This is a genomic window from Paraburkholderia silviterrae (genome assembly GCF_004353915.1).
Taxonomy (GTDB): Bacteria; Pseudomonadota; Gammaproteobacteria; order Burkholderiales; family Burkholderiaceae; genus Paraburkholderia; species Paraburkholderia silviterrae.
On the sequence record NZ_SMRP01000012.1, the window covers coordinates 218,047 to 244,278 of the forward strand.

Annotated in this window: 21 protein-coding genes and 3 pseudogenes; 9 read left to right on the top strand and 15 right to left on the bottom strand. The window is 63.1% G+C overall.

Annotated features, from left to right (window positions below):
• Positions 1-179: 179 nt before the first annotated feature.
• From EYW47_RS23365 to EYW47_RS41005, 10 genes are all read right to left on the bottom strand, one after another.
• Complete coding sequence (locus EYW47_RS23365) at positions 180-1,331, bottom strand: MBL fold metallo-hydrolase (RefSeq protein ID WP_133197201.1); 1,152 nt, start codon at positions 1,329-1,331, stop codon at positions 180-182.
• Positions 1,332-1,435: 104 nt separating this feature from the next.
• A complete protein-coding gene (locus EYW47_RS23370; RefSeq protein ID WP_133197202.1) occupies positions 1,436-2,563 on the bottom strand; it encodes a porin in 1,128 nt (375 codons plus the stop codon).
• 562 nt (positions 2,564-3,125) lie between these two features.
• Positions 3,126-4,406 (bottom strand): MFS transporter, encoded by a 1,281-nt coding sequence (locus EYW47_RS23380; RefSeq protein WP_133197203.1) that lies wholly within the window; start codon positions 4,404-4,406, stop codon positions 3,126-3,128.
• A 90-nt stretch (positions 4,407-4,496) separates the two neighbouring features.
• On the bottom strand, positions 4,497-5,255 hold the full coding sequence (locus EYW47_RS23385) for a maleate cis-trans isomerase family protein (protein ID WP_133197204.1): 759 nt from the start codon (positions 5,253-5,255) through the stop codon (positions 4,497-4,499).
• A gap of 7 nt (positions 5,256-5,262) precedes the next feature.
• Positions 5,263-5,721: an acyl-CoA thioesterase gene (locus EYW47_RS23390; protein WP_133197205.1), complete on the bottom strand. Its 459-nt coding sequence runs from the start codon at positions 5,719-5,721 to the stop codon at positions 5,263-5,265.
• Entirely contained in the window at positions 5,718-6,875 is a 1,158-nt protein-coding gene (locus EYW47_RS23395) for an FAD-dependent monooxygenase (protein ID WP_133197206.1), read from the bottom strand. Before EYW47_RS23395 ends, EYW47_RS23390 begins: the two co-directional genes overlap by 4 nt.
• Positions 6,872-7,741, bottom strand: a complete 870-nt coding sequence (locus tag EYW47_RS23400) for a VOC family protein (protein ID WP_133197207.1) — start codon at positions 7,739-7,741, stop codon at positions 6,872-6,874. The genes EYW47_RS23395 and EYW47_RS23400 overlap by 4 nt, the downstream gene beginning before the upstream one ends.
• Positions 7,738-9,438 carry an AMP-binding protein gene (locus EYW47_RS23405; protein ID WP_240763873.1) on the bottom strand — a complete coding sequence of 567 codons (1,701 nt, stop codon included), beginning with the start codon at positions 9,436-9,438 and terminating at the stop codon, positions 7,738-7,740. Before EYW47_RS23405 ends, EYW47_RS23400 begins: the two co-directional genes overlap by 4 nt.
• A gap of 32 nt (positions 9,439-9,470) precedes the next feature.
• Positions 9,471-10,730, bottom strand: coding sequence for an alpha/beta fold hydrolase (locus EYW47_RS23410; protein ID WP_240763874.1), 1,260 nt, complete (start codon positions 10,728-10,730; stop codon positions 9,471-9,473).
• Between the two features lie 65 nt (positions 10,731-10,795).
• Entirely contained in the window at positions 10,796-11,002 is a 207-nt protein-coding gene (locus tag EYW47_RS41005) for a hypothetical protein (protein ID WP_165976650.1), read from the bottom strand.
• Here EYW47_RS41005 and EYW47_RS23415 point away from each other — a divergent pair.
• Entirely contained in the window at positions 11,001-11,669 is a 669-nt protein-coding gene (locus EYW47_RS23415; RefSeq protein ID WP_240763875.1) for a TetR/AcrR family transcriptional regulator, read from the top strand. The genes EYW47_RS41005 and EYW47_RS23415 overlap by 2 nt on opposite strands.
• 4 nt (positions 11,670-11,673) lie before the next feature.
• Here the strand turns inward: EYW47_RS23415 and EYW47_RS23420 are convergent, their stop codons facing one another.
• Both EYW47_RS23420 and EYW47_RS23425 read right to left on the bottom strand, forming a co-directional pair.
• Positions 11,674-12,903: a porin gene (locus tag EYW47_RS23420; RefSeq protein WP_133197209.1), complete on the bottom strand. Its 1,230-nt coding sequence runs from the start codon at positions 12,901-12,903 to the stop codon at positions 11,674-11,676.
• Positions 12,904-13,442: 539 nt separating this feature from the next.
• On the bottom strand, positions 13,443-13,736 hold the full coding sequence (locus EYW47_RS23425) for a CppA family protein (protein ID WP_133197210.1): 294 nt from the start codon (positions 13,734-13,736) through the stop codon (positions 13,443-13,445).
• 173 nt (positions 13,737-13,909) lie between these two features.
• Here EYW47_RS23425 and EYW47_RS23430 point away from each other — a divergent pair.
• A pseudogene (locus EYW47_RS23430) lies at positions 13,910-14,254 on the top strand (glutathione S-transferase family protein); the annotation flags it as partial.
• On the opposite strand, the gene EYW47_RS23435 reads toward EYW47_RS23430, so the two are convergent.
• Positions 14,242-15,204, bottom strand: coding sequence for a LysR substrate-binding domain-containing protein (locus EYW47_RS23435; RefSeq protein ID WP_133197211.1), 963 nt, complete (start codon positions 15,202-15,204; stop codon positions 14,242-14,244). The pseudogene EYW47_RS23430 and the gene EYW47_RS23435 sit on opposite strands and share 13 nt — an antisense overlap.
• Before the next feature lie 136 nt (positions 15,205-15,340).
• Here EYW47_RS23435 and EYW47_RS23440 point away from each other — a divergent pair, with 136 nt between their 5' ends.
• The 4 genes and pseudogenes from EYW47_RS23440 to EYW47_RS23450 all read left to right on the top strand — a co-directional run bounded on the left by EYW47_RS23440 (position 15,341) and on the right by EYW47_RS23450 (position 19,746).
• The gene (locus tag EYW47_RS23440; protein WP_133197212.1) at positions 15,341-16,795 is read left to right on the top strand and encodes an amidase; all 1,455 of its coding nucleotides are present in this window, start codon (positions 15,341-15,343) and stop codon (positions 16,793-16,795) included.
• A gap of 137 nt (positions 16,796-16,932) precedes the next feature.
• Positions 16,933-18,303, top strand: a complete 1,371-nt coding sequence (locus tag EYW47_RS23445; protein ID WP_133197213.1) for an MFS transporter — start codon at positions 16,933-16,935, stop codon at positions 18,301-18,303.
• 71 nt (positions 18,304-18,374) lie between these two features.
• Positions 18,375-18,683: pseudogene (locus EYW47_RS42585) on the top strand (aspartate aminotransferase family protein); the annotation flags it as partial.
• A gap of 118 nt (positions 18,684-18,801) precedes the next feature.
• Positions 18,802-19,746, top strand: a pseudogene (locus EYW47_RS23450) (aminotransferase class III-fold pyridoxal phosphate-dependent enzyme).
• Between the two features lie 66 nt (positions 19,747-19,812).
• Here EYW47_RS23450 and EYW47_RS23455 read toward each other — a convergent pair.
• The gene (locus EYW47_RS23455) at positions 19,813-21,225 is read right to left on the bottom strand and encodes an MFS transporter (RefSeq protein WP_240763876.1); all 1,413 of its coding nucleotides are present in this window, start codon (positions 21,223-21,225) and stop codon (positions 19,813-19,815) included.
• A 198-nt stretch (positions 21,226-21,423) separates the two neighbouring features.
• On the opposite strand from EYW47_RS23455, the gene EYW47_RS23460 reads away from it, so the two are divergent.
• The 3 genes from EYW47_RS23460 to EYW47_RS23470 all read left to right on the top strand — a co-directional run bounded on the left by EYW47_RS23460 (position 21,424) and on the right by EYW47_RS23470 (position 25,297).
• Complete coding sequence (locus tag EYW47_RS23460; RefSeq protein ID WP_133197214.1) at positions 21,424-22,353, top strand: LysR substrate-binding domain-containing protein; 930 nt, start codon at positions 21,424-21,426, stop codon at positions 22,351-22,353.
• A gap of 146 nt (positions 22,354-22,499) precedes the next feature.
• Positions 22,500-24,086: a sulfatase family protein gene (locus EYW47_RS23465; RefSeq protein ID WP_133197215.1), complete on the top strand. Its 1,587-nt coding sequence runs from the start codon at positions 22,500-22,502 to the stop codon at positions 24,084-24,086.
• 134 nt (positions 24,087-24,220) lie between these two features.
• Positions 24,221-25,297 (top strand): porin, encoded by a 1,077-nt coding sequence (locus EYW47_RS23470; RefSeq protein WP_133197216.1) that lies wholly within the window; start codon positions 24,221-24,223, stop codon positions 25,295-25,297.
• Positions 25,298-25,353: 56 nt separating this feature from the next.
• Here the strand turns inward: EYW47_RS23470 and EYW47_RS23475 are convergent.
• On the bottom strand, positions 25,354-26,232 hold an 879-nt coding region (locus tag EYW47_RS23475; RefSeq protein ID WP_205710136.1), incomplete at its 5' end, for a PDR/VanB family oxidoreductase.

Below are 26,232 nucleotides of genomic sequence, written 5' to 3' on the forward strand. Positions count from 1 at the left end.
ATTTCAGGACTTTGTGCGATCGTTGTTGCCACATCGATGGCAGCCGAAACAGGCCAATGTCTAACCTTGCCTGTCAAGACGAGGATCGCTGATCGCTTATAGGTAGAAAGGTCTACCGCCGCCTTATTATGACGTTGCCTCGTTGCTTGCAATCGATACGAACGCCCCTGAGCTAAAATCTAGAGCCCTATCATCAGGTGTGGCTTCCCGACCACGATCCCGCCGTCGAAGCCGTGAATCTGCGAGAGCCACTTCGATTCGGGCAAGGTTGGCGGTGCCAGATGAGACAGAACCAATGTTTTGACTTCGGCGGCGCTAGCAATTTCGCCGAGCTTTGTCGCCTCCGTATGTCCCTGTTTTAGATGTCGGAGCTTCGCCGCATGTGCAAGGCTTAATGGTTGCGGGAAAAGACTCGTCGCCCAATCGAGGTCAATGGCTTCGTGGACCAGAATGTCGGCGCCTTTTGCCAGCTCGACGAGGTTATCGCACTTCGTGGTATCGCCGGAAAATACGATGATTCCATCGGCAGACTCGAAGCGAAATGCAAATGCAGGAAACATCGGGCGATGATTGACCAGAATTGCCGATACCAGAACATTTTCATCCCGATAGATCGGAAAGGGACGCATTCCGGGTGCAGGGTTCGCGAACGATGCGTTCAGCCCCTCAGGTAATACGATGTCATGCACATCGATATAGCGATGGGGGTTCGGCATGCCACTGTCCGTGATGTTGTCGTTCAAATCGGACGCAAACCCCCGATAGAGCGCCTCAGTCATGTCTCGCGTCCCGGGTTGAGGGCGGTCGGGGCTGATGAGCTCCGACCTCTGTCGATCTGCATAAAACGCTGTCTGCGCTGCCGGTACGCAACCTGGCCCGTATATCTGGACCGGTGACTTGCGGCGCGGCACGCCATCCGTCGCCCCGAACAGCAGCAGCTCGGAATAGTCGACCACATGGTCAGCATGCAGATGTGTGATGAATGCCGTCCGAAGCGTATCGAGACCGCCAGGCAGTGTAGCGGCTCCCGGACTTCCGAGGCCACAGGCGAAATAGGCGTCGAGCCAGCCGCGTCCGAAGTCGACGAGATAGACATCGTTGCCAACAACCACAGCAGACGAAATTCCGCCACAGCCGCAGCCTCGCCATGACGTCCTGCCCCCGCCCACGCCGAGCAGCACGAGCCGCGTTCTGGCTCGTGTAGTGGATGGTGCCACCGACTCGGCGTTGGCCGTGCTGTGTCCACCAACGGCGACTCCGAGCGCCAGAGAACTGGCGCCAATCAACAAGTTTCTGCGTGCTTTGTCCATGGGATTCAAATAGGTTTGCATTGTCTGGTAAAGCCCTCGAACATGACGTCGGCATCTGTACTGCAGCTCAGTCATTGCTCGAGGGGCCACATAGGAGAACGGCCAGGCGCCGTATGGGTACAGTTTCAAAACCGGTGTCGAATGCCGGCGATGACCGAGGTTTGCAGATTGCCGCTCGAAGACGGCTGCGTGTACAGGGTCGCGTAGCGTGCGTCGCCGGATGCATGTTGATAAAGCCCTATTGCGTACAGGTCAGTTCGCTTCGAAAGAAAATAGTCGACACCCAGATTCACCTGTTGGTATCGCGGATGCTCGCCCTGATCGTTGTGCCCATTGGTATAGATGTAAGCCGTCCCGAATCGCAATTGCGGACTTATCTGATAATTGCAATTGATCTCGTAATTGTCGGCCCGTGCCGAATTGATCGAGGCGTCGAATGCCGTATGACTGAATAGTAGACCGACTGTCGCGTGTCCAATGGAATAGGAGCCACCCGCGGCGAAAACTTGGTGTCTGCGGATGACACCGCTCCCCCCCAGCAGGGCGAGCCCGGCGGTACCACCATAGTCCGAGTTGGTGCCGCTTCCGGACCCGCCGATCGCGCCCGCCGTGCCTGCGGCATCAGGGTTGTCCAGGCGAAAATAGCCCGCGCCCATCGCAAGAGCACTGCGGACATAGCGTGTCCCCACACTCCAGGCTCGATTATTGGAGAATGCGCCCGGTTGATTGCTGAGGGCGTAGAGGCCGCCGAACGTCAGGCCGTAATAATTGTTACCGGTGTATTTTATTGAATTGTTGACACGAAAAGCTGGCGCGAGATCGTCAATATTCCCTACGTGGGCACCGACGATCGACGCCCACGCTGACGCCGAACTTAAAAAGCCGACAAAATCCAGTACCGATTCGTACTGTCGGCCAAACGTCAACGCGCCATATTCACTGTTTTTCAAGCCGATATACGCCTGCCGCCCGAATTCACGATTCCCTTGCCCAAACTTCCCGCTATTGATGTCGAATCCATTTTCGAGCCGGAAAACTGCCTGCGTGCCGCCGTCCAGGTCCTCGGCACCCAGCAATCCCCATCGATCGCCACTCAGGTTGCTGGACTGCGCCTTCCATGCACGATTTCCCTGTTGGTTGCTGACATAGGCGAATCCGGTATCGAGGATGCCGTATATCCCGACGTGGCTTTGCGCGGAACACAACGTTGGGGAGCCAACCAGCACGGCGATTATTGAAAGTCGCTTCCTCACTATACATGTCTCAATCGATTAGTTATTCGAAGTTATTTTTATAGATATTTTTTGTGGATAATTTTTAATTGTGCCCATGACCGGCTGATAATGGACTCAAACGTTGGCGATTTGGGTGTCGCTCTATTTACCCCTGTAGTTGTCTCATGCGTTTGCGAGACCTAGGTGTGTGTTTCAGATGCTCCCTGCGACTGCAGCAGGGTAAGCAGCGAAGGCAGCCAGCGCGGCACGGTTTGCCTGCAGGAAGTGTGGCACCGGACCAGCATGTTGTTGCTGGATGGGCCACCTCCTCAACGTTACGACGTCCAGTTTGCATGGCGATTTGTCGGGATGATCCAATGTTGCATGGAAGCATTCGGTCGGTGGCAAATCAGGTGTCCCGCAATAGCGGACTTGCTCCCGGTACCACGGGGCGCAGATCAGGAATGCAGGCGAGAGCAGAGAGCGTGGAAATTCCCGTCGAGTCCTGAATGCACTTGACGGCTGGCAGCGACGGCATTTGCACGCAAGCGGATGCGAGGATCACGTCAACGCCGGTGGTATCCAGCGCTCCACTCCGACTTCAGGTCTCGGCACTCGCGAGCTGAGCGTCCAACGGGGATGATTGCAGTGCGCGATATTTGCCGAGCGAGACGAGAAGTACGCAGGCGACGAGGAGCACCAACGGCGCGAGCCGCAGCGGCAGTTCGTAGCTGCCATTCAGGTCGAAGTAGCGGCCCGCCAGAAGCGGTCCGATCACTGCGCCGAAGGCATAGCCCGCGAATGCGATGCCATAGTGCAGTCCAAAACGACGCAGGCCCAGATAGGCGCGAATGAGATAGGAGAGGAGGTCACCTTCGGCACCGATCGCAAGCCCAATACAGGCGCATGCGAACAGGGCGGATTGGACAGACGCGGCGTTCATGAGTAGCAGGTACCCCGCCGCACCTGCGAGAAAAAACCCGGCGCCGACAAACGGAGCGTGAAACCGGTCGATCAGGATGCCGGAAAGCAGGCGTCCGACGAGAATGCCCACACCGATGAGCGAGGCGCAATGCGCTGCTGCGCCAGCGGACAGACCGCGATCCGTGAGCAGCGCGGGCAGGTGCGGATTGAGCGAAAGCGTCGCGCTCGACGTCAGAAAGGCGACGGCAAAAATGGTACAAAGCTTTACCGCTGAAAATGCAGGCTCCGAGCCAGCACCGTTGATGAAGCGATCGTGGCGTCGGGCGGATCGCGTTGCCGTTTTGCGCTCCCTGATCAGCGCGCATGCAAGCAGGGAGCCGACAAGCGAGACGCACGCGATGATCTGGTAAGTGGCGCGCCAGTGGACCGCTGCGATAAGATGCTGTGTCGCTGTTGGCGCTGCTGCGGCGCCAACGCCAAGGCCAATCATGGCGCAGCCAGTTGCGAGCCCAAGGCGCCGGTCAAACCATTGCGGGAGGATCGCGAGATAGCCGAGCACGGACGTCGCCGCGCCAGATACGCCGATTACCAGCGAGAGCGCAATCCACTCGCCTATGCTTCCGCTCTGCAGACTCATGCACGCCACGGCGATACTGAACACGATGGCCGAGGCGAGAATCACACGGCGCACGCCGAAACGGTCCATCAGCATCCCAATGAAGGGGCTTGCGGCCGCCAGGCCTCCCATTGACGCGGCGTACGATACGACCGCCTGTTCTCGCGTCCAGTGAAACTCGCGCAGAATCGCGGGCGCGAAAACTCCAGCGGTCGCATTGAACGCCGGTGCGTAGCCGATTGCCATGCCGATTGCCGCACCGGCGACGATGGCGGCAAGCTGCGCCTTGCCGGGCTCATCTTGAACTGCCGGTTGAGGGGGCGCTGCGGGTGTTACGTTCATGATTGTCTCCTCATGGCTCGTTGCCGGCGTGGCGCTGTGGCCGATCTCTCCGGACGGAAGGCGAATGCTGGTTGCGTCAGGCGGAGCAGGTCAGTCGAGACCGCGGCGGTCGCCGAGGTACGCGCCTGCACCCTGAAGTTGTGGTTCTAGCCCGAGTCGTTTGAGCATTTGCCGGACCGTGCACGCGGCCGTCGATGTGACCGGGATGCCAAGTGCCTGTTGAGCACGTTGTAGCGCCGGCAGCGATGGCATCTGTACACACGCCGATAGCACGACTGTGTCTACGCCGCGCACGTTCAAGCGCTTGACGTCGTCGAGCAGCGTGAGCGGGTCGCGCGCGCCCACATCGAGGTTGTCTTCGATCGAGAAATTGATGGCGTCCTGCACCTCGATATCTTCCGCCTCGATGTAATCAACCACGCGACGCGTGAGCGCATCGCTGTACGGTGCCATGAGCGAAATGCGCTTTGCGCCGAAGCTCTTGAGCTCATCGACGATCGCACCCGCCGAGGTCATCACTTGCGACGGCACGCCTTGCGGGCCTATCGCGTCACGCAGCGCCTGCGCAGCCGTTCGGTGGTAGCCGTGACCCATGCACATGATGGCGACGAGGCACGCGGTGCTGAGCACGTCCACGCGCGCGTCAGCAAGCTCGACTGCGCATCGGCCCATGTCGCGGTTCATGTTTTCCAGCTCTTCGGCAACCACCTTGTGCATACGTACACGGCTGGCGTGAAACGTGAATGCGTGCTCGGGATGGTCCTGCATGTATGACGCGAACATCGCGGGAATTTCCTTTTCCATCGTGATGTTCGAGCTGGGCACGATCTGCCCGATGCGGTAGTTCATTCTCTGTTTACCTCGTTGTGTCGGCGCGCGTATGTCGCGCCAGTGTCGCGCGAAGCGGCGCGGGGATCTCCGTGCTTTCCCGCACGTGGGCGTGGACGCAGATCGGTGAGAATCGGGCACTGAAGACTCGTTCGCCGCCCGGGCGCCTGCCTTCGCAGTGAAAGTCGAAACTGCGCGTGCGTATCTCGCCCACGTAGCATTCGAGATCGACCACGTTGTTGGGCCAGAGCGTGCCGGAGAAGTCGAACGTCATGCCGCGGCAGGGCAAGCCCACGCCGTATTGCTGACCGAGCGACTCGCCGGATCCGCCGGCAATGTGATCCTTGAATAGCGTGAGCGCGCCGAGTAGATACTCCGGAAAGCGCCCGGTGTAGACGACGCCAGCCGGATCGCAATCGCCCCAACGCACCGTGCGTCGCACAACAAATGGCGATTCGTCCAGCACGTACTCGTAACTTTGCGTCATTGCAGCGCCTCGCCAGCCGGCAGTGCGCCGGCGCTCGCCAGTTCCTGCATGAGCATGGGGTACTGCTCGCGCAACCGCGCTGCGTCGACGCGGCCCGTGCGTGTCATGAACTGGTAGACGAATTCATGCGGCGTGTACGTGTCCATCCACCCCCGGATCTGCTCATACCATTCATATGAGGCTTCCGAGGCGCTGATCAGGCGGTCCTTGGAATCGCGACGGGCGTGAACATACGCGTTAAGCGCAGCCGGCGCGTCGTCGGCGTGAGCGGCGATTGCCTGCGCAAGCGCGATCGAATCTTCCATGGCGATACGCGTACCCGAACCAATCGAAAAATGCGCGCTCGCGAGGGCGTCCCCGATCAGCACGCGATTGCCGCTGAACCAGTTCGCATTACGAATTACAGGGAACTGCCGCCAGATCGAATTGTTCGACACCAGGCCCTGGCCGTCGAGTTCGGGCGCAAAGACGTGTTCGAATAACTCGCGCCGCTCGTCGGCGCTCGCGCTTTCAAGTCCAAGCTCGCGCCAGGTCTGGTCGTCGCATTCGGCGACGAAGGTGCTCATGTGCGCCGAATACGGGTAGTAATGCGCGACGAAGTAGCCGCCGTTGTAACGCCGGAATACGAGCGCCGGACACTCAAATGCCTTTTCCACGCCGAACCACGCGAAGTGATTGGTGAGATCGCGGCGCGTCGTGCCGAAGCCGGCTTCTACGCTCGTGCGCACCAGCGAGTTGATGCCGTCCGCACCCACGACGATGTCGCCTTCGAGCGCATCGATATCGAGCACGCGCGAGGACCACGTGACGCGAATGCCAAGGCGTGCCGCGTGCTCCTGCAGGATCGAGAGCAGCCGCAGCCGCGCGATCGCGCCGCCGCCCTGGCCGGGGCGCTGTACCGTGATGGCCGTTTCGTCGCTCACGATGGTCTGCTGTGTGCTGAACGTCATCGCCTTGACGAGGTCGGCGCACACGTCGGGCGCGGCGTCGCTGAGCCGGGCGAGACCCGTGTCGGCGAGCACGACGCCGAAGCCGAACGTGGCATCAGGCGCGTTTTGCTCGAACACTTCAACGGTTACGCCGGGTGCCTGCCGCGCCAGCAGGATGGCGAGGAAAAGACCCGAAGGGCCGCCGCCTACGATATCGACTTTCATGGCTGCACCATCGGGCTGATCAGGAGGCTCTCGGCATCGAACTGCTCGATGCGGCCAGCAAGTCCGCCCGTGAGCGCGCCATACCAGACTGCCGGCTTGAAGCCGAGCGCCTTGCGGCTGAACGTGAGTCCCGGGTTGCCGTCGATACGGATATAGCCGTCGCCAAGCACCGCCGTGCGGTAAGCGTCTGATTGGCGTGCCGCGTCGACGAGCGGTCGGAATTCGGGCACGTCGAGCACGAACACAGAAGCAACGCCGGCATTGGCCGAGGCGTCGAGGTGGCTCGCCTTACGTTGCCACACCGGATCGATCGAGCCGAACGGTTCGCCAGCCGCCGCCCGCCGTTCCATCTCGATGGCGGCGTCGATGGTGCGGGTGGCATCCCCGCCGTCCATGGCGTCGAACGGACGCGTCTGGTAGGTGATTTCGATCGGGTAGCCGTTCGGGTCGTTGAAGTAGATCGACTCAATCACTTCGTGACGCACCTGATAGCGCAACTCGATCCCTGCCTGCTCGACGCGCGCGCGCCAGGCTGCCAGTTCGACGGCATCAGCGACCTGCCACGCCGTGTGGGTGGCGCGGACCTGATAGTGGTCACTGGGTGCGAGCCGTTCGGGGCGCTCGGTGCCGATGTAGTAGAAGAACGCAATCGTGCTGCCGTTGCCGCTGTCGAAGAAAAAATGCAGGAAATCGGCGTGATCTGCCGGGCCCCAACCGCGGGCCGAGATTGCGTGCACGAGCGGCAAGCCGAGCAGATCGCGATAAAAATGCACGGTTTCCTCGAGCTTCCACGTCGGGCGCGCGGTGTGATGGACGCCGCGCAGAACGGGGCCAGCGAGAAGGGACGGGGCGACGACTTGATTCATGACTTGACCTCGGTAGCGGTATTGGCTGCGCCTTCGCTCTGGAGGCGCTCGATCAGTTGCTTGCGCAGCAGAACCTTGCTGAGCTTGCCGGACGCTGTAACGGGAAATTCCGCAATCAGTTCAAGCCGTTCGGGCCATTTGAATTTGGCCATCCCTTCGGACTGCAGAAAAGCCGTGATATCGGCGAGCGTGAGGGTGGACTCGACTGCGTCAGGGACGACGAACGCACAGACCCGCTCGCCATAGACCGGGTCGGGCATACCCACAACCGCCGAGGCGTGCACGTGCGGGCAGCGGTTGATCAAGTTCTCGAGTTCTTCGGCGTTGATCTTCTCGCCGCCGCGATCGACGACGTCCTTCGTGCGGCCGCGGAAAAAAAAGTAGCGCTTGCCGTCGATAACCTGCGCCATCATCAGGTCGCCGGAACGGTAGAAGCCGTCGGCGGTAAAGCGATGGACATCGTCCTTTTCGGACTTGTAGTAGCCGGCGATCGTGTACGGTCCGCGAAAGAGTGCTTCGCCGGTTTCACCGTCGGGCACTTCGGTTTCGCTGCCGATTTCGACAATCTTCACCTCGTCCCAGGCCGAAACCGGACGGCCCACGGATTCGTCGAGTGCATAGGCGGGGTCGCCTTCCTGCGCGAACATGATCACGCCTTCGGTCATGCCGAAGATGTGGTAGCAGGGGGAGCCGAGCATCTCGCGCAAGCGCGGCGCGTTCTTCGGGCCCATCAGTTTGCGGCGGGCCTTCGTCTCGGGTGTGGCGCGCTTCATCTGATCCGCCACGCGCGAGAGGATTGGGCCCGCCAGACCGAACCAGGTCGGCTGATAGCGCTCCACCACAGCCGAAAGCGTTTCCGACGAGATGTCAGGGCACACCGTGACGCGGCCGCCTGCGAGCAGAATGGGTCCGAAGAAGCACACCATGTTCATGTTGTGCATGAATGGTGTGGGCATGAAGAGCACGTCCTCGCTCGTGTAGCCGTTCCAGGCCGCCACCGCCTGCATGTTGTAGAGGTATTCGTTCTGAAAGCGCGGGATGATCTTGGGCACGCCCGTGGTGCCACCCGATAGCTGGAATACCGCGGCCTGAAACGGATCGTCCTCGATGCGCACGAGCAGATCACGTGCTTCCTGCGCGCTCGTGCCTTCAATAAGCGACCACAGGCCGAACGCCTCGCCGCGTTGCGTGCCGCGTGCCTGAACCACGAACTTAAGCGTAGGCACATGGGCACGCATTTCCGCTGCGAAGGTGACGTCATCGAACTTCGCGTCGTCGCCCTGCACGACGTGAACGGTTGCTTCACACAGGTTGCCGAGATAGGTGATTTCGTGCTTGCGGAAGGCCTGAAGCGCGCACAACGGAATCAGCGAAGCCTTGATGCAGCCAATGAACGCAATCAGCAATTCATTGCAGTTGCCGCATTGGAGGATGACGCGATCAAGCGGCCTGGCGCCGAGCTTGAGCAACGCTGCACCGAAACGGTCAGTGAGTTCGTCGAACTGTGCATAAGTGAAATCGCCCTCTGGCCCGACTAGCGCTGGTTTTGCAGCGTGTTTCGCGAACGCCTCGCGCAGTGCCGCCATAAGCGATTGCGTGCCTAGCACGCCGGCTTCGAGGTATTCGCGCAGCCTTGCTTCGTCGGGGTAGCGCACGCCCGGCAACGCGACTTTCGGCCGGATTGTCTGTTGTTCCAAGGTTGTCTCCATCATGATGCGCAATGCTGAAATCAGTGACTGCCGTACCGTGCGTTCAGCCACTCGACGATATGCCGGGATACGATCTCGCGACCCGAAGGTTCGCCGTGCTCCAGCTCCATGCCGTGGTGATTGCCTCGCACGCGAACACGTGTCTTGTCGGCGGTGCCGAGGTCGTTGAAGATTGTTTCGATATCCTTAGGGAATGCACACTGGTCCCCTGTGTACTCGAGCAGGAGCGTTGGCGAAACGATGGACGCAGCACAGTTCGCGAACGAGGCGCGCGAAGCAAGACCCGACCATGTCGAAAGCCACGATTCCGGCGTGACGACGCGCCCGAACGCGACGCTGCCCCAGTTCGACACGAACGGGTCGCTGCCCCACAGCGAGCCCGGCTTGCGATCGGACGGATCGAGCGAAATGTCCCATGCGCGCAAGTCGGCATCGGTACGCCAGACCTGAAAAATGGGTGCGTATGCTGCGAGCCGCCGATCGGCGGGCGAGGGCGCATCGCCTTTGAGGCGACGACGCGCGGCCTGCTTTCGTTCGATCAATTCCAGCGCCATTGCGTCGAGGCGCTGCGCGCGTCGTACCTGGCCGGCCCGATAGCGCTCGGTGAATGCGCTCGTGTAGCGCGCGGTGCGCGTTTGCGGGTCGAAGCCGTTCTCGGGCGAGAACGGATCGAGCGACGGATCCGTCGAAAACGGATCGCTTTCATCGACGACACTCGCGTCGAGGCTGTTGAGCAGGATCGCACCCTGGCCCGGATGGGGCGATACGAGAATGAATCCGTCTGCGGGCGGCAGTTCCGTTTCGGCGAGTCCCGTCGGCCGGCCCGCTGGCGTGCGGGCAAGGCGTTGCGCGGGCGCGAGCCGCGATTGCTGGTTATAGAAGGCGTAGAGCGCACCGCCGCCCGAGTTTCCGAGCAGCACTACGTCGCGATAGCCGAGCGTGCGCAGATGCTGCATGCCTGCGGCTACGTCCAGCAGCGCAATCTCGTGTTCGAGGCGCAGATCGTTGCCGATCGAACGCGGCCCCTGCACCCAGCACGCGCAACCGGCATCGAGTACGGCGGGCACGAGGTAGTGCGTCACCGACATTTCGCGCGGATGCATGATCGACACGACCGTCTTCTCGTTGCCCGTAGCCGTGAAGAGAAAACCGAGCGTCTTCTGGCCGTCGGCGGTTTGCAGTGTGTAGGGCGTGACCTTATAGGGTCGCCGCATCAGCACAGGGTCCCAGTTAGCGCCGCGCAGACCGGCGGTGACAACCGCCTTTTCCGTCTGTTCCACATCTCCTCCGTTGAAAATTTGAGTTCGATGCAAATCAGGTTATAAATTAATTGAGATAGTGTCAATTAAATTTTAAAGGTAGACTGTGGGTACTTTCCCGACCGATGACTGTCATCGATGACTGCACCCACCACCAGAAAGCCGGAAACCGCCGTCGCCACGCCGCCACGCAGGCGCGGACGGCCACCGAAAGCCGCCGCGCCTATCGGCGCAGAGTCCATGCTGTCGCGCAACGTGATCATCGAGCGCGCGAGCGAGATGGCGAAAACCATGCCACTTGACCAGGTGTCCATGGTGCAACTGGCCAAGGAGTTTGGCGTGGCGCCGGGCCTGATCCATTACTACCTGGGTAGCCGCGACGACCTGATCTCTGGCGTGCTCAACGCTTACTACCGGCGCCGGCTGGAGGCGCTGCCCGCCTTAACGGGCAACTGGCGCGCGGATGTCGAGACGATCGCGCGCAGTTCGTTCGCGCTCTCGCGCGAGACGCCGGGCGTGAACCACTACGTGGCGTCGCACAATCGCTTCCGTCTGTTCCAGTCCGTGGCGCCGGGCGAGATTGACTACGGGATGGCGCTGTTCAATCACATCACGTCCGCGTTCCTGCAGGGCGGCTTTTCCGCGGATCGTGCCGCGCTCGCGTACCACCTGTTGGCGCAGTACCTGCTGTCTTCGAGTATTTCGGCGGCCGGCCGCCAGTCGCCCTCCGAACATTCGAGCTATCTGCGTGGCAAATTTGGCGAGGTGTCCGACGACCGCTATCCCGCCGCGAAAATCGTCGGCGCGGCGTTCTCTGAACTGGGTGCGGAGCGTGCGTTCGACGAAGGTCTCAAACTGCTGCTCGACGGTTTCGGTGGCTGGCTGGAGAGCAACGCGCGCGTCGGTGCGAGGCAAGAACCACGCTCGCCCCGCAAGGCGCGCGGAGCGAGCGTCGGCTGAAGCATCAGAACTTGTGGCGAATGCCGAGCCGCACGCCGATCTGCTTGTCGGTGGTCGACGGGCTGAAACCGGCAATCGACGCTACGGCGGGCTGGCCTAGCGAATCGGTGCCCATCGCGCGTTGGAGTACGGTCAACAGGTAAAGGTCCGTGCGCTTGGAGAGAAAGTAATCGGCACCGAGGTCCAGCTGAAGATATTTCGCGCCGTCATCGCCCTTGACGGAATTGCGGTGGGTGTAGTCAATGCCTGTGCCCACCTGGAAGAACGGCGTGACGTTGTAGCGCACATTGAAGTCGAGGCTCGTGAATATCGCGTCGCCGCTGTAGTGGAGCGGGTTGGGGCCGGAGGACGAGCCAAGATTATCAAACCGCGTATTGGTCGCGGCCAGTGAGAAGACCGCGCCGCCTAGCGTGTATGACGCGCCCCCACCGATGATCTGGAGCGTCTTCGCGGAGGCATAGCCCGCATATACCGGGTACGACTGCGGGCTCGTAGCCGACCCGGTTGAGCCAATATTGTTCGCAGTTGCCGTGCCCTTGTTCGGCGTGTTGCCATAAAACGAGACGTTCGGGTCGCGTGCGTTCAGGTAGCCTGCACCGAATGCGAAGGCGCCGCCCGTGTAGCCGGCGCCTAATGCCCAGATCTGGTTCTGTGTCGCATTGCCCGCGACGCCCCCGAAGCTGTAGAGCGCACCGGCGCTGAAACCACCGAACTTCGCAGTGTTGACCTTGACCGAGTTGTTGATGCGGTTGGTGTTCGTGAGATTGTCGAGGTCGTCGGGGTGAGCGCCCATGTAGCCGGCCCACGATCCAGAGGCCGCAAACGGCTGGACGAAGTCGATCAGCGGATCGTACTGCCGGCCCAGTGTGACCTTGCCGAGCGTATTGGATAGCCCGACATAGGCCCGCCGGCCGAATTCGGCGCCGCCCTGTGCGAGTGCACCGCTGTTGGCGAGGAAGCCACTCTCCAGCACGAAAATGGTACTCAGTCCGCCGCCCAGGTCTTCGGTGCCACGCAGGCCCCAGCGGCTGCCGCTCAGTCCTGTCGCATGCGCGTCCGTCAGGGCGAACTGGGAGCCACCTGCGGGCTTGCCGCCCACTACGGCCGTCTGCGCGCTATTCGTGTAGGTGAGGCCGATATCGACGATTCCGTATAGCGTCACGGAACTCTGCGCGTGCGCAGGTGCGGCAAGAAGGACGGCAAGAGAACAAATTGCCAGGTGTCTCCGAAGCATGCTGCGTCTCCATATAGATAGTTGTACGAATTGCTCTACGCATTGCCGCGGCGCTGCGCGGCTGTCTATGACTGAATTTTTGATAGTGTCTCAAATAGACAGGTGAAATCTAGTCATATTTGAGACAGCTGTCAATAATTACGGAGACGTCCGGGTGATGGCGTTTACCCGGGCATGTGAAGGAATGAAGATCGCGCGCGTTCGTAGCGCACCAAGAGGCGGATGGCGAGACAGGCTGATTCGCGAGTTGGCGAGTTCGGGGTGCCTGGTATGGCGGCAGAAGAGGCTGCGCTGATTTACCCGCGCGCTATAACCGGTAAAGGCTTTGTGTAAGGCTAGCCACGCTAGCAGTCAGATGACGCGATAGCCGCTTATTGCAGCCACGGACACACCGGCAACGCGAGCCGAGCCATGCGGGAAGGGAGTCGTAGGCAAGTCACCAGCGGGGAGCCACTTCGCACGTTCTCATCGTGCACTTTGTCCGGATTCGTGACATAGACGGCGACGCATCGTCCCGACCGGACCCATCACTGAGACGGTTATTTCTGGCTGGAAGGGATCGGACTCGCTACGTCCAGCGCGATGCGTGCGGCAAGTAGGTGCCGGATGTCCGCCAGGGACTGTTCGGCCACCGGGCTCGGGCTCTCCCGCAGTAGCATGTGAAATCGTGGGGCCCTGACGCCGAGCTGCCTGCAGACGGCAGACAGATAGGGCTTGCCAGACCCCTCGCATCGCTGGACGGCGGCACCGATTGCGGTGTCGCCAAGGTGACGGCGCAGCCATTCCAGCGTTTGCCGGTCGTTCTCGTTATGCACTCTGACCAGATGCTCCATCGTCGCCTCCAGGCTGCCAGCACAGGCTGAATGGGAAGACGTTAGCGTGAAGTCAGGCCGGATTAGGGGCCGTAATGGGGTGAACGTACTTTTCGTGCGATTTCTGGCGGTTTCAGGGACCCGAGTCGCCTGCGGCAAGGCTTTGCCGCCCTCGGTATTTCGCGCGGCCCGCCCAATCGCAAGCCCTTGATCTTCTGGCTCTTTTCGGAGCTAACCGCCATTTTCCGCACGAAAAGGACGATCACCCCTATCTGGAAATGGAACTGAAGGTCACGCCGCAACCGAAAGCCCGCGTGGTACCGGCACTGGGTCGAAGAACACAAGGCGGGCGTGGAGCGCCTGTGCGCGCGCAACCGACACTGGCCGACGTGTGCCTCGTGCCGGAGATCGCCAACGCGCTGCGCATGGACTGCGATCTGAGCGCCTATGCGCGTTGCCTCGCCGTCTATGAACACCCCTCGCAACACCCGGCGTTTGCTACCGCGCAGCCGCAGCGTCAGCCTGATTACAGCGCTTGATCCATCAACCCGCCGTGTAGTATCGCCTTCGCCTCTTCGCGCAGCACGGCCAGCAGACGCTGTGTCACCGCATTGGGCTTGTGTTGCCGCCATAGGATGCCGACCGGCGCGCCACGGACGATCGTGGGCAGGGCGATGACGGCCATGAGGCCGAGCGCCTGGAAGTGACGCGCCACGGAAGCCGCGACGATGCCCAGATAAGGGCCTTCGCGGAACAGCATCTGGTTGGCGAGGATCGATACCGACTCCACCGCGGGCTCGGGCACCGGCAGATCGTGCTCCGCGAAGGCGGCTTCGAGGCGCACGCGCATTGGCGTGCCCGCTGCAGGCATGATCCAGGGGAAGCTGGAGGCATCGTGCCAGCTCGGCGCGGGCCGCGACACCAGCGGGTGCTGCGGCCCGCATACCACGCAGATGGGATCCTCGACCAGAATTTCGCACGGCAGGCCGAGGCGCAGCGTACGGTCCGACAGGCGGCCGACGATCACATCGAGTTCGTGCTTCTCCAGTTGCTCCAGCAACTGATCGAACGTGTCTTCTCGTACGGATACGGTCACGCGCGTCGTCTCGCGCTGCAGCCGGGCGATCGCCTTGGGCAGCAGAACTGGCGCGGCCGCGAGCACCGTGCCGACGTGCAACTGTCCAGCCTTGCCCGTGCGAATCGCTTCGAGCTCCTCGTTCGTGCGGCGCACGTCGCCTAGCATCCGCTCGGCGTGCCGGCGCAACGCTTCGCCGGTCTCGGTCAGCCGCATTTGCCGGCCGCGCACGAGCAGCTGGGTCCCCACGAGATCTTCCAGATCCTTGAGCCAATGCGATACGGCCGGCTGGGTCATGTGCATCGCAGTGGCGGCTGCCGTGAGGCTTCCGTAGCTCGTCAGAAGCAGAAAAACCTCGAGATGGCGGAGCTTGAGTCGGCGCGCCCAGGGAATGTCGGAGATCACGTGTTCCATGAGCTAATGCTAATGGAACCTCGGGAAGAATTCATTAGATTTTCATTATTTGCATCTCCAGAATGGGCGCCATCGCTTTGCTGCGTCAGCGGGTACGCAGCGCAATCCATCGATGTTCTGAACCAGGGAGAGTGCAATGAATCCATTTTCGTCCGCGACGGCCATGCTTGCGGCGCTGGATCGGCGCGAGCTGTCATGCGCCGAATTGACCGAGCTGCATATCGAGCGCATCGAGCGCCACGACGAAAAACTCAATGTGGTGGTCGTGCGCGATTTCGGGCGGGCCCGCGAGGCGGCGCGCGCAGCCGACGCGGCGCGTGCGCGCGGCGAACGCCGGCCGTTGCTCGGCATTCCGGTCACCGTCAAGGAGTCGATCAACGTGGCCGGACTGCGCACCACGTCCGGCGTCAGTGCCTATGCACAGAACGTCGCCTCGTACGATGCGTCGGTCGTCACGAGGCTGCGTGACGCGGGCGCGATCGTGCTCGGCAAGACCAACGTGTCGTGGGATTTGACCGACTGGCAGGCGACCAATCCGGTCTACGGCCGCACGGCCAATCCGTGGGATCTGGATCGCAGCCCCGGCGGCAGCTCGGGTGGTTCGGCGGCGGTCGCCGCGGGCCTCACCCCGATCGACCTGGGCAGCGACATTGGCGGCTCGGTGCGCGTGCCGGGCGCGTTCTGCGGCGTGTTTGGCCACAAGGCCAGCGAAACCGCGCTGCCCAAGAGCGGCCAGCGGATGTCGCCTCCGCTGCCGAATCCACCGAGCCTGATGGGCGTGATGGGCCCCATCACGCGCGACGCAGCCGACGCGGCGCTCACGATGGACGTGCTGGGCGGCCCCGAGGGCGGTGAGGAGGCTGCCTGGCGCTTCACATTGCCGGCGGCGCGTCGCGAGCATCTGAAGGACTTTCGCGTGGCGGTGCTGCCGCAGGTTGAGTGGGCGCCGGTGAGCGCCGACATCGCTGCGGCGCGCCAGCACGCAATCGATGCGCTCGCACGTGCGGGCGTGCACGTCAGAGAGGTGCAGCCGGCGTGCTTCGGCGACCTGCGCGAGTACTTCCGGCTCTACCGCCAGTTGCTCGGCGCCGCGATGGGCCTGCGGCTCGACGCGGCGGAGCGTGCCCGCCGTATCGCCTTGTTCCGCGCCGCCGACTGGGAATTCTCCGATGCCCATGCGCATGGGCTCGAGGCGACAGCCGCCGAATTCTTCTCTTGGCACCGGGGCCGCGAGCGCGTGCGTGCTGTGTGGGCGGAGTTCTTCCGCGACTGGGACATCGTGCTCGCGCCGATCACCTTGTTCGCGCCGTATCGCCAGATCGACGTGCAGGGTCCGGGCAGCGGCGCGGGCTTCAAGATCGCCGTGGACGATCAGGACGTGATCTACCAGATGCAGCTGTTTTACCCGTCTCTGGCGACGCTGCCCGGCTTGCCGGCCACCTCGGTGCCGCTCGGGCTCACGCGCGGCGGCTTGCCGGTCGGCCTGCAGGCGATCGGCCCCTACCTCGAGGACAAGACCACGCTGCGCTTCGCGGCGCTGTGCGCCGAGGCGCTGGGCGGCGTGCTCACGCCGCCGATGTTCGCGGCCTGATTGGCACATCGTTCGAATCGCGCGAAACGCGCGCGCCGCGGCGCGCGCGTTTCGCGCCCCATGCCGTGACCCATACCGAGACCCCAACAACGGCGGGATGCCCGATGGCAGACCCGCTCGATACGGAGACAATCACGATGCCCCCCTCGACTGTACCGCTAGCGACTACCGACGCGTCCCCATCCCTTGGCGATCCGTACTCCGCGCGCGAGGCTGACACGACCTTCCGCAAGATCACGTGGCGGCTGCTGCCGTTCCTGTTCGTCTCGTTCGTTGTCAGCCAGATCGACCGCACCAACATCGCATTCGCCAAGCTGCAGTTCATGCACGACCTGGGTCTGAACGACGCCGCCTACGGGCTCGGTGCGTCAATGTTCCTGCTTGGCTACATTCTGTTCGAAGTGCCAAGCAACTTGTACATCCAGAAAGTGGGCGCACGCGCCACGCTCATGCGCATCATGCTGTTGTGGGGCATCGCCTCCGTCGCCATGAGCACGGTTCGCACGCCGATGGGACTGTACGTCATGCGCTTTTTACTCGGCGTCGCGGAGGCCGGGTTCTTCCCTGGCGTGATGCTGTACCTGAGCCAATGGTTTCCCGACGCGCGGCGCGGCCGGATCACCTCGGTCTTCCTGATGAGCGTGGTGCTATCGGGCATGGTCGGCGGACCGCTCGCGGGATACATCATGACGGCCTTCGCCGGCGCGCATGGGCTCGCGGGCTGGCAGGTGCTGTTCGTCTACGAGGGGTTGCCCGCCATTGCGCTGGGCGTCGTTGCGTACTTCGTGCTGGCGGACTCGCCTGAGCAGGCGGCGTGGCTCACACCGCGCGAACGCGCGATCGTGGCCGACGCGCTGCGCCAGAAGCGCTCGCAGGCGACGCCCGGGCACGGCCTGCGCCTGGCATTGCGCGATCCGCGCGTCTACATCGCGGGCTTCGTTTATTTCGCCATCTTCGCGGGTCTCAATACGCTGGGATACTGGCTGCCGAGCGTGCTTCGGGAGATCGCGGCTTCCGATCTGGTCACGGTTGGCCTGCTCTCCACCATCCCGTACTGCGTTTCGCTGATCGCGATGTACGCCTGCTCGCGGCACTCGGATAGCAGGCGCGAGCGCCGGTGGCATATCGCGGTGGCGCTTTGCGTCGCGGCAGGCGGCTTTGCGTTCGTGGCCCATGGCGATGGCAGTCGCGTGCCGGTCATGCTGTCCCTCACCTGCGCGATGGCGGCGTCGTTCAGCGCCTTGTCGGTATTCTGGACGATCCCTCCGGTCTATCTCACCGGGCCGACGGTGGCGAGCGGCATCGCCATGATCAGCAGTATCGGCGGCGTTGCGGCGTTCCTGAGCCCCATATTGGTGGGCTGGGTCAAGACCCGGACCGGCAGCTTCAGTCTCGCTTTCGACGCACTCGCGGTGCTGCTGCTCGCCGGCACCGTGGTCCTGCTGCGAGGGATTCCCGCCCATGCTTTGCGCGAGACCTCGCGCTCCGGCTCGCCAGGGCAAGGCTGATTCGCTTCGCGATGCATGCCATGGCCATTCCATGGCTGACCACGTTCATTCACTGAGGGAGCTTCACGCTGATGGACCCGTCCGCGATCGACGCGCGAGATATCGCCAACTATCAGCATCCGTACACGAACCTGCGCCTCCACGAGGAAGAGGGGCCGTTCGTCGTCACCCGGGGCGAGGGGCCTTACGTATTCGACGCGCAAGGCAATCGCTATGTGGAGGGGCTCGCCAGGCTCTTTTGCGAATCGCTCGGGTTCGAAAATGCGCGCCTAGCCGACGCGGCAAATCGTCAATTGAGGACGCTGCCTTACTACCATGCGTTCGGCCACAGCTTGATCGGCGTGGGCATCGAGATGGCCGAAAAGCTGGTCGCGATGGCGCCGGTGTCCATGTCAAAAGGTTTCTTCGCGAATTCGGGTTCCGAGGCCAACGACACCGCAGATCAAGCTGATCTGGTACTACCACAACGCTATCGGCAAGCCGCAAAAGAAGAAGATCATTTCGCGCACGCGCGCCTACCATGGCGTCACGGTGGCCGCTGCGAGCCTGACCGGATCGCCCTGCGCGCATCGCGAGTTCGATCTGCCGCTCGAGCGGATTTTGCATGCGGAAGGCCCATATTTCTACCGCAACGGCGTGCCGCATGAGCGGGAGGAGGATTACGCGACGCGCTGCGCCGCCGAACTCGAAACGCTCGTCCTGAGGGAGGGGCCCGACCAGATCGCGGCGTTCTTTGCCGAGCCGCTGATGGGCTCGGCCGGCGTGATCCTGCCGCCGCGCACGTACTTCGAGAAAGTGCAGGCGGTGCTGCGCAGGTACTGCATCTTGCTGGTCGCCGACGAGGTCATCCGTGGCTTTGGCCGCACCGGCAATCTGTTCGGCTGCGAAACCTACGGGCTCGAGCCCGGCATGATGACTGTTGCGAAGCAGCTCTCCGCGGGCTACGTGCAAATAACAGGATTGCTGATCAACTAGCGGATATATCGTGCGCTCGTGAGCGCCAGCGACAAGATCGGCATTTTCGGGCACGGCTACACCTACACCGGGCATCCCGTTGCCGCGGCGGTGGCGCTGGAGGCATTGAAGATCTACGAAGAGATCGACATCGTGCAGCGCGTGCCCGATCTCGCGCCACGCCTTCTCGCGCACGTTGCGAGGCTCGGCGAGCATCCGCTGGTGGGCGAGGGGCGTGGCGTCGGGTTGATCGGCGGCCTCGAAATCGTGCGTGACAAGTCCACTCGCGAGTCCATCGCGCCGGCGCTCGGCGTGGCCGCACACGTGGCAACGTGTGCGCGGCGCCGGGGCGTCATCACGCGCGGCCAGAACAACACGCTCATGCTGTGTCCTCCGCTCATCGTCACCGTGAGCCACATCGACGAGCTTTTTGCCGCGATCGAAGGCGCGCTCGACGAGACGCTGGCGTGGCTGCGCAATCGCGCTTGAGCGGGCTTGCGTCCTGGCGCGTGCGGGGGCCCCGCGAAGCATGAGATCGTGCAGGCGTGCGCGGGGCTAGCGCTTATCGTTGCGTGAGCAGCGGCATGACGCAGCGGACTTCGGCGTTGCCGCCACACAGGCGCTCGCCGCGCCGCGCCGCGAGCGCGCGAGCCGGTGCATCAGCAGTGCCGCTGCCAGCGCAGGAGCGGCGATCAGCGAGAAAATCGTCGAATTGGACCAGCCGCCGGAGAGCATGACGCCTCCTGCCACCGAGCCCGCAATCGAGCCGAGCCTGCCGACGCCGCTGGCCCAGCTCACCCCGGTGGCTCGGCAATGCGTGGGATAGAAGCTGGCGGAGAGGATGCTGATGCAAGTCTGCGAGCCGCTGATGCAGCAACCGGTGACGAAAACGGCGAGACACAGCAGCGCGGGCGTTGCCGTATGGCCGATCGTGAAGATCGAAGCACAGCCAATGCAGTACGTGAAAGCAAGCACGCGGCAAGGGTCGAGCCGGTCCATCAGCACGCCCAGCACGATTGCACCGACGACGCCACCGGTTTGCAGCAGCGCCGCCACGAGCGCGGCGGCGCGCAGGGAAAATCCCATCGAATGCAACACGGTCGGCAGCCAGCTCGAGAGCAGGTAGATGATCATGAGCCCCATGAAGAATGTGAGCCAAAGCAGCAGCGTATTGCGCGCATTGCCCTCGCGAAAGAGATCGAGCACGGGCAGCCAGCCGCCGCGCGGGCGCGTGTCGCGCACCGTGAAGGTTTGTGTCTCGTCGAATGCGATAGCGGGACCGAGCCGCGCGAGCGCGCGCGCCACCCGCTGTGCCGATGCACCGCTCAGCACGAGATAGCGGGCGGATTCCGGCAGCAGCATCAACAGCACAGGCACGCTCAGGAGCGGCACGGCGCCGCCCGCGGCCAGCACGCTGCGCCAGCCATAGTCGTGAATCAACGCGGCGCTGATCACGCCGCCCAATGCGCCGCCGAGCGAGAAGCCGCAGAACATCAGCGTGAGCAGCGTCGAGCGGCGGCGCTGCGGACAATACTCGGCGGTGAGCGTGATCGCGTTGGGCATGGCGCCGCCGAGCCCGAGGCCCGTCACGAAGCGCAGCGCGACGAGCACCGGCAGCGACGGCGCGAAGGCCGAGACGAAGCACGCCAGTCCGAACGACGCAACGGAGCCGGTAAGCACCGTGCGGCGCCCGACACGATCGGCCAGCGGTCCGAACGTGAGCGCGCCCACCATCAGGCCGGCCAGGCCCGCACCGAACAGCGACGCGAGCGCCGTGGGCGTGAGGAGCCACTCGGACCGGATTGCTGGCGCGATGAAGCCGATCGATGCCGCGTCGAAGCCGTCCATCGCCACCACCAGAAAGCACAGCGCCACGATGCGCAACTGGAAGGTCGAAATGGGACGGTCGTTGATGAATTCGGCGACGTCGCAAGGTGCTCGCATGCGAGCAGTCTGATACTGCGTCATGTTGGGGTGTCTCCTTGATTATTGGGGCGTAGCGGGGTTACCACGCAGGGCGCGTCGGGCGAAGCGGCCGCGTGCAAGGCCGGGGCGCGCGGGCCCGCGGGCCCGCGGGCCCGGGGGGCGGGCAGGGCACAGTATAGGATTGAGACTCTTTCGTCGTTATTGAATAATTGGCCGTTTTTTATATCGGGATCAATAAAAATGGATGCTTCAGCCAATCGCCTCGCACGCCGCCTCAAGATGCGGGACCTCGAGATCGTTGCCACCATCGGACAGACACGCAGCTTGAGCCGAACGGCCAGCACGATGGCGATGACGCAGCCCGCTCTATCGAAATGGTTGAAGGAGCTCGAAGCATTGCTCGGCATGCCGCTCTTCGATCGCACGACACGGCGGCTCGTGCCGACCGAAGCCGGATTTGTCGTCATGGACCACGCCAGCCGTATCCTTGGCGACCTCGCGCGCGTGAGCGGTGAGCTCGATGCGCTGCGTGCCGGGCACGGCAGCGTCGTGCGCGTAGGCGCGCCTTCGGCCGTGGCGGCCGTCGTGATTCCGCGCGCGGCCAGCTACCTGCTCGACCAGGGCTTCCGGCACCCGATTCAGCTGCAGGAAGACACGCTCGACCACCTCATGCCGCGTCTGTTCAACCGGGAGCTGGACATCGTGCTGGGCCGGCTGGACGCCAGCTTGCTCAACGCTGGCTGCCATCATGAGCGCCTGTTCGATGGCCCGGTATGCGTTGCCGCGGCACGCAAGCATCCGCTTTTCGCGCGGCGCAAGGTGACATGGCGGGACACGCTGGCCTACCCGTGGATTCTTCCGCCCGCGCAGTCGCCCATGCGCCAGAGCCTCGAGGACGCGTTTGCCCAGGCGGGGCTCGCAACGCCCGCGGCATTCATGAGCTCTTCTTCCGTGCTGGTGAACCAGGCCGTGGCGCTAGACAGCGAGTGTCTTTTCATTGCCTCGCTGCAGAGCGTGCGCGAGATGGAGAAAGGCGGCGCCGTCGGGCCGCTGCCGTTGCTGCTGCCGGGCTTGCCGCTTGGCATCGGCATGCTCTGGGCCGACAACGTGACTCCGCCGGTTGCGGCGTTCATGGAGGCGCTGCGCATCTCCGCGTCGCGGCTCGCCTAGCGCCGAGTGGGCGATGGATTCATATCGAACTGGTTATAAAAGCGGTGCGTAACTTCAATTTACTCGCATAGCTGTTGCGCCGATACTGCTCCAGCAGCTTCGTCTGCACGCACGTTCCTACCACTCCCTGAATTTCCTTTCTGGCTATGCAATCAACGCCGCGGCAGCCCAACTTTCTGATTATCGTGACCGACCAGCATCGCGCCGACCATCTCGGCGCATACGGGAATAAGGTCGTGCGCACGCCTCATATCGACGGGCTCGCGGCAGGCGGATTCCGGGCGGACGCGATGTACGTGGCCACGCCGATCTGCATGCCCAACCGCGCGAGCATGTTGACGGGGCGCTATCCATCGGCGCATGGCGCGCGACACAACGGCATTGCGTTGTCGACGCAAGCCACGACGTTTGTCGATCTGCTTCGCGAGGCGGGTTACTCGACCGGACTCGTCGGCAAGGCGCACTTCCAGAACATGACCGATCACCCGGCGCAATGGCCGTTGCGGGCCGAAGAGCGCTTGTCTCGCGAAGCCTTCGAGGCGCCGCTCGGGCGCTACGATCAGGAGCGGCGCGACCTGTGGCTCGGGCGCGACGATTTCGATCTGGACTATCCGTTCTACGGCTTCGAAACGGTCGACCTCGTGGACGATCACGCCGATATCGTTCACGGACACTATCGCTACTGGCTGAGAAAGCACTACCCGGAAGTCGAGGCGCTGCTCGGCCCCGAGCAGGCGATCGCGGCGCCGGAATACGAGCTCACGCGAATTGGCCAGGCCTGGCGCACGCGTGTGCCGGAGGCACTCCATCCGACCGCCTACATTGCCGATCGCGCAATCGAGCAGTTGCAGCGCCATGCCGGCGCGACCAAGCCATTCTTTCTCGCGGTTTCGTTTCCGGATCCGCATCATCCGTTCACGCCGCCGGGCAAGTACTGGGACATGTATTCGCCCGATGAGATCGCGTTGCCCGCCTCCTTCAACGTAACCGGCGAGCCACCTCACGTGAGCTGGCTCAAGGAGAAGCGGCGCAACGGCACGGCGGTGAAGCACACGCCCGCGCTCTTTTCGTGTTCGGAGCGCGAAGCGCGCGAGGCCATCTCGCTCAACTACGGCTCGATCACCCATATCGACGACAACGTCGGCCGCTTGCTGCACGAATTGACCCGGCTCGGGCTCGACAAGGACACGATCGTCATCTTCACCAGCGACCACGGAGACTACCTGGGCGACCACGGCCTGATGCTCAAGGGGCCGATCCACTATCAAGGCTTGATTCGCGTTCCGTTCATCTGGCGCGATCCTCGAGTCACCCGCCACCTGACGCACAGCGCCTCGCTCACAAGCACCGTGGACCTTGCGCCCACCATTCTCGAACGCGCGGGCGTTGCGCCCTTCAACGGCATCCAGGGCAAGAGCATGCTGGGCCTGATGGGTGGTGCGGACGCCTCGCTGCGCGACGCGCTGATGATCGAGGAGGAAGGGCAGCGTGTGATGATGGGGTTCAAGGAGCGCATCCGCTGCCGGACGCTGCTGGACGGCCAGTGCCGGCTCACCCTCTACGACGGCGTGCAGTGGGGCGAGTTGTACGACCTCGACGCCGACCCGCTCGAAATGCGCAATCTGTGGGACAGCGCCGCCCACGCCGGCCCGAGGGCCCGCATGCTCGAATCGCTGGCCCGAACGATGCTGGAGAACGTCGACAAGAGCCCTTATCCGAGCGCGCTCGCTTGAGCGCGGCGCCAGGCGTGATCGCGAGGCGGCAGTCAAGCGCCGGATCGATTGACTGCCGCCGGCAGCACCGAAGACAGGAGATGAATTAGCGCAGTAGTCCGGCAGGAAATTCAAAAAAATATTTAGGAGACGCAATGAAAAAGCTGGTGAAGTCGGTGGCACTGGGAGCGTTGGGCGCGATGGGTGTGGGCGCGATGCAGGGGGCGTGGGCGCAAAGCAGCGTCACACTGTATGGCATCGTCGATGCCGGCCTCTCGTACGTCACGAACGCCGCGAAAACCAATGGCAAGAACCGTGACGTGGCCGCGATGATGTCGGGCGGGGAGGCCGCCGACAGGTTTGGCTTCAGGGGCGTCGAAGATCTCGGAGGAGGGTTGAAGGCGGTATTCCAGTTGGAGAACGGCTTTAACCTCGCGAACGGCGGCGTTCAGCAAAACGGGCGATTGTTCGGACGGCAGGCGTTTGTCGGGCTTTCGTCGCCGTACGGCACGCTGATGCTCGGCCGGCAGCGCGTGCCGATCTACGACCTCTTTACGCCGCTCGATCCGCTCGGGTACTTCGGCTGGTCGATCGTCTCGCAGGACGCGCAGTACGCGGGCCGCGCCGACAACGCGGCCAAGTACGTTGCCGACCTCGGCCGTTTCAGGGTCGATGCGATGTACAGCACCGGGTACGACAGCACGATCGTGAACGGCGCGCAGGTGCCCGGCGAATTTCGTGTGGGCCAGGAGATCAGCGTCGGCGCTTCGTACAGTGCGGGGCCCCTTGCCGCCGCTGCCGCGTACGACCTGCGCCGCGGGACTTCCGAGGCCACCCAGAGCGCCAAGGAACAGCGCTTCGTCATTGGCGCAACCTACCAGATTGTTGCCGCGCTGAAGGCCTATGCCGGCTACAAGTGGTTCAACAGCTCGGTGCCGGCGAGTGCAGCCCGCTCGGACATGTACTATGGCGGCCTCCAGTTGCAGTGCTCGCCCGCATTCTTCATTTCGGCCGCGACCTACTACACCGACATTAAATCGGCAGGCCAGCATCCCGTCGACTTCGGCCTCAATACCCAATACCTGCTCTCGAAGAGCACGAGCCTCTATGGCGAAGTGAACTACGTGAAGAACAACCACGGATCGAACCTCGGCGTCGCGGGGTATGGAGTCGGCGTTGTCGCGGGCGCGAACCAGACCGGTGTCGCGGTCGGCATCATCCACTTCTTCTAGACGCCTTCCAGATCGGCGATAGCATCATGGGTCGGCGAGCGGCGCCGTCAGCCGGTTCAGATATCCAGTTCCAGCACGGGGCTCAACGAACGGGAGCAGCACGGCGTCATCTGCTCGCCGCTCGCCTTCTCCGCTTCGGAGAGGTAGACATCGCGATGATCGGGTTGCCCGGCCAGCACGCGCGTGATGCAGGTGCCGCATACGCCTTGCTCGCACGAGACTTCGACCTCGACGCCGTGTCGGCGCAAGGCGCCTGCGATGCTTTCCCCCGGGGGCACGACGCAGCGCACGCCGCTTCGCGCGGCGACCACTTCGAACAAGGCATCGCCAGCCGTTTCGCTCGCGGGCGCGGCGAAGTGCTCAACGTGGAAGTGAGACACCGGCAATCGAGCGCCGATACAGGTTTGCACCATCGACATGATGGGCGCCGGCCCGCACGCATACACGTGCGATGAAGGATCGAGGCCGTGCAGCGCGCCGGCAACGGCGCGCGCCGTGTCCTCGACGCGGGCGCCGGTGTAGACGTGCAAGGCACCGGCCACAGACTCCAGCGGCTGGAGTCGTTCGGAAAACGCCACATGCCCGGGCGAGCGCGTGAAGTAATGGAGGCTGAAGTCGCGGCCGCCATGGAAGAGCGCCTGCGCCATGGCGAGCAAAGGCGTAATGTCAATGCCGGCCGCGAACAGGACCGCGCGCGAGGCATCGCCATGGAGTGCGAAATGATTCCTGGGTGGGCTGATCTGGAGCGTCTGCCCTTCGCGATCTTCAGCGTGGACCGCGCTCGATCCGCCCCGCGAGTCGGGCTCGCGCTTCACGCCGAGAATGTAGCGGTCGGTTTCATCGGGCGCGTTGCACAGCGAATACTGCCGCACGAAGGGCTGTGTCGCGTTAAGGACGATAGGACGACCCGATGCTTGAGGTGAAGAGGATTGCTT

Bases quoted from the DNA above. Each gene is read 5' to 3' on its own strand.
- EYW47_RS23365 (WP_133197201.1), bottom strand. From the start codon at position 1,331: ATGCAAACCTATTTGAATCCCATGGACAAAGCACGCAGAAACTTGTTG.
- EYW47_RS23380 (WP_133197203.1), bottom strand. From the start codon at position 4,406: ATGAACGTAACACCCGCAGCGCCCCCTCAACCGGCAGTTCAAGATGAG.
- EYW47_RS23385 (WP_133197204.1), bottom strand. From the start codon at position 5,255: ATGAACTACCGCATCGGGCAGATCGTGCCCAGCTCGAACATCACGATG.
- EYW47_RS23390 (WP_133197205.1), bottom strand. From the start codon at position 5,721: ATGACGCAAAGTTACGAGTACGTGCTGGACGAATCGCCATTTGTTGTG.
- EYW47_RS23395 (WP_133197206.1), bottom strand. From the start codon at position 6,875: ATGAAAGTCGATATCGTAGGCGGCGGCCCTTCGGGTCTTTTCCTCGCC.
- EYW47_RS23400 (WP_133197207.1), bottom strand. From the start codon at position 7,741: ATGAATCAAGTCGTCGCCCCGTCCCTTCTCGCTGGCCCCGTTCTGCGC.
- EYW47_RS23415 (WP_240763875.1), top strand. From the start codon at position 11,001: ATGCCACTTGACCAGGTGTCCATGGTGCAACTGGCCAAGGAGTTTGGC.
- EYW47_RS41005 (WP_165976650.1), bottom strand. From the start codon at position 11,002: ATGGTTTTCGCCATCTCGCTCGCGCGCTCGATGATCACGTTGCGCGAC.
- EYW47_RS23420 (WP_133197209.1), bottom strand. From the start codon at position 12,903: ATGCTTCGGAGACACCTGGCAATTTGTTCTCTTGCCGTCCTTCTTGCC.
- EYW47_RS23425 (WP_133197210.1), bottom strand. From the start codon at position 13,736: ATGGAGCATCTGGTCAGAGTGCATAACGAGAACGACCGGCAAACGCTG.
- EYW47_RS23435 (WP_133197211.1), bottom strand. From the start codon at position 15,204: ATGGAACACGTGATCTCCGACATTCCCTGGGCGCGCCGACTCAAGCTC.
- EYW47_RS23440 (WP_133197212.1), top strand. From the start codon at position 15,341: ATGAATCCATTTTCGTCCGCGACGGCCATGCTTGCGGCGCTGGATCGG.
- EYW47_RS23445 (WP_133197213.1), top strand. From the start codon at position 16,933: ATGCCCCCCTCGACTGTACCGCTAGCGACTACCGACGCGTCCCCATCC.
- EYW47_RS23455 (WP_240763876.1), bottom strand. From the start codon at position 21,225: ATGACGCAGTATCAGACTGCTCGCATGCGAGCACCTTGCGACGTCGCC.
- EYW47_RS23460 (WP_133197214.1), top strand. From the start codon at position 21,424: ATGGATGCTTCAGCCAATCGCCTCGCACGCCGCCTCAAGATGCGGGAC.
- EYW47_RS23465 (WP_133197215.1), top strand. From the start codon at position 22,500: ATGCAATCAACGCCGCGGCAGCCCAACTTTCTGATTATCGTGACCGAC.
- EYW47_RS23470 (WP_133197216.1), top strand. From the start codon at position 24,221: ATGAAAAAGCTGGTGAAGTCGGTGGCACTGGGAGCGTTGGGCGCGATG.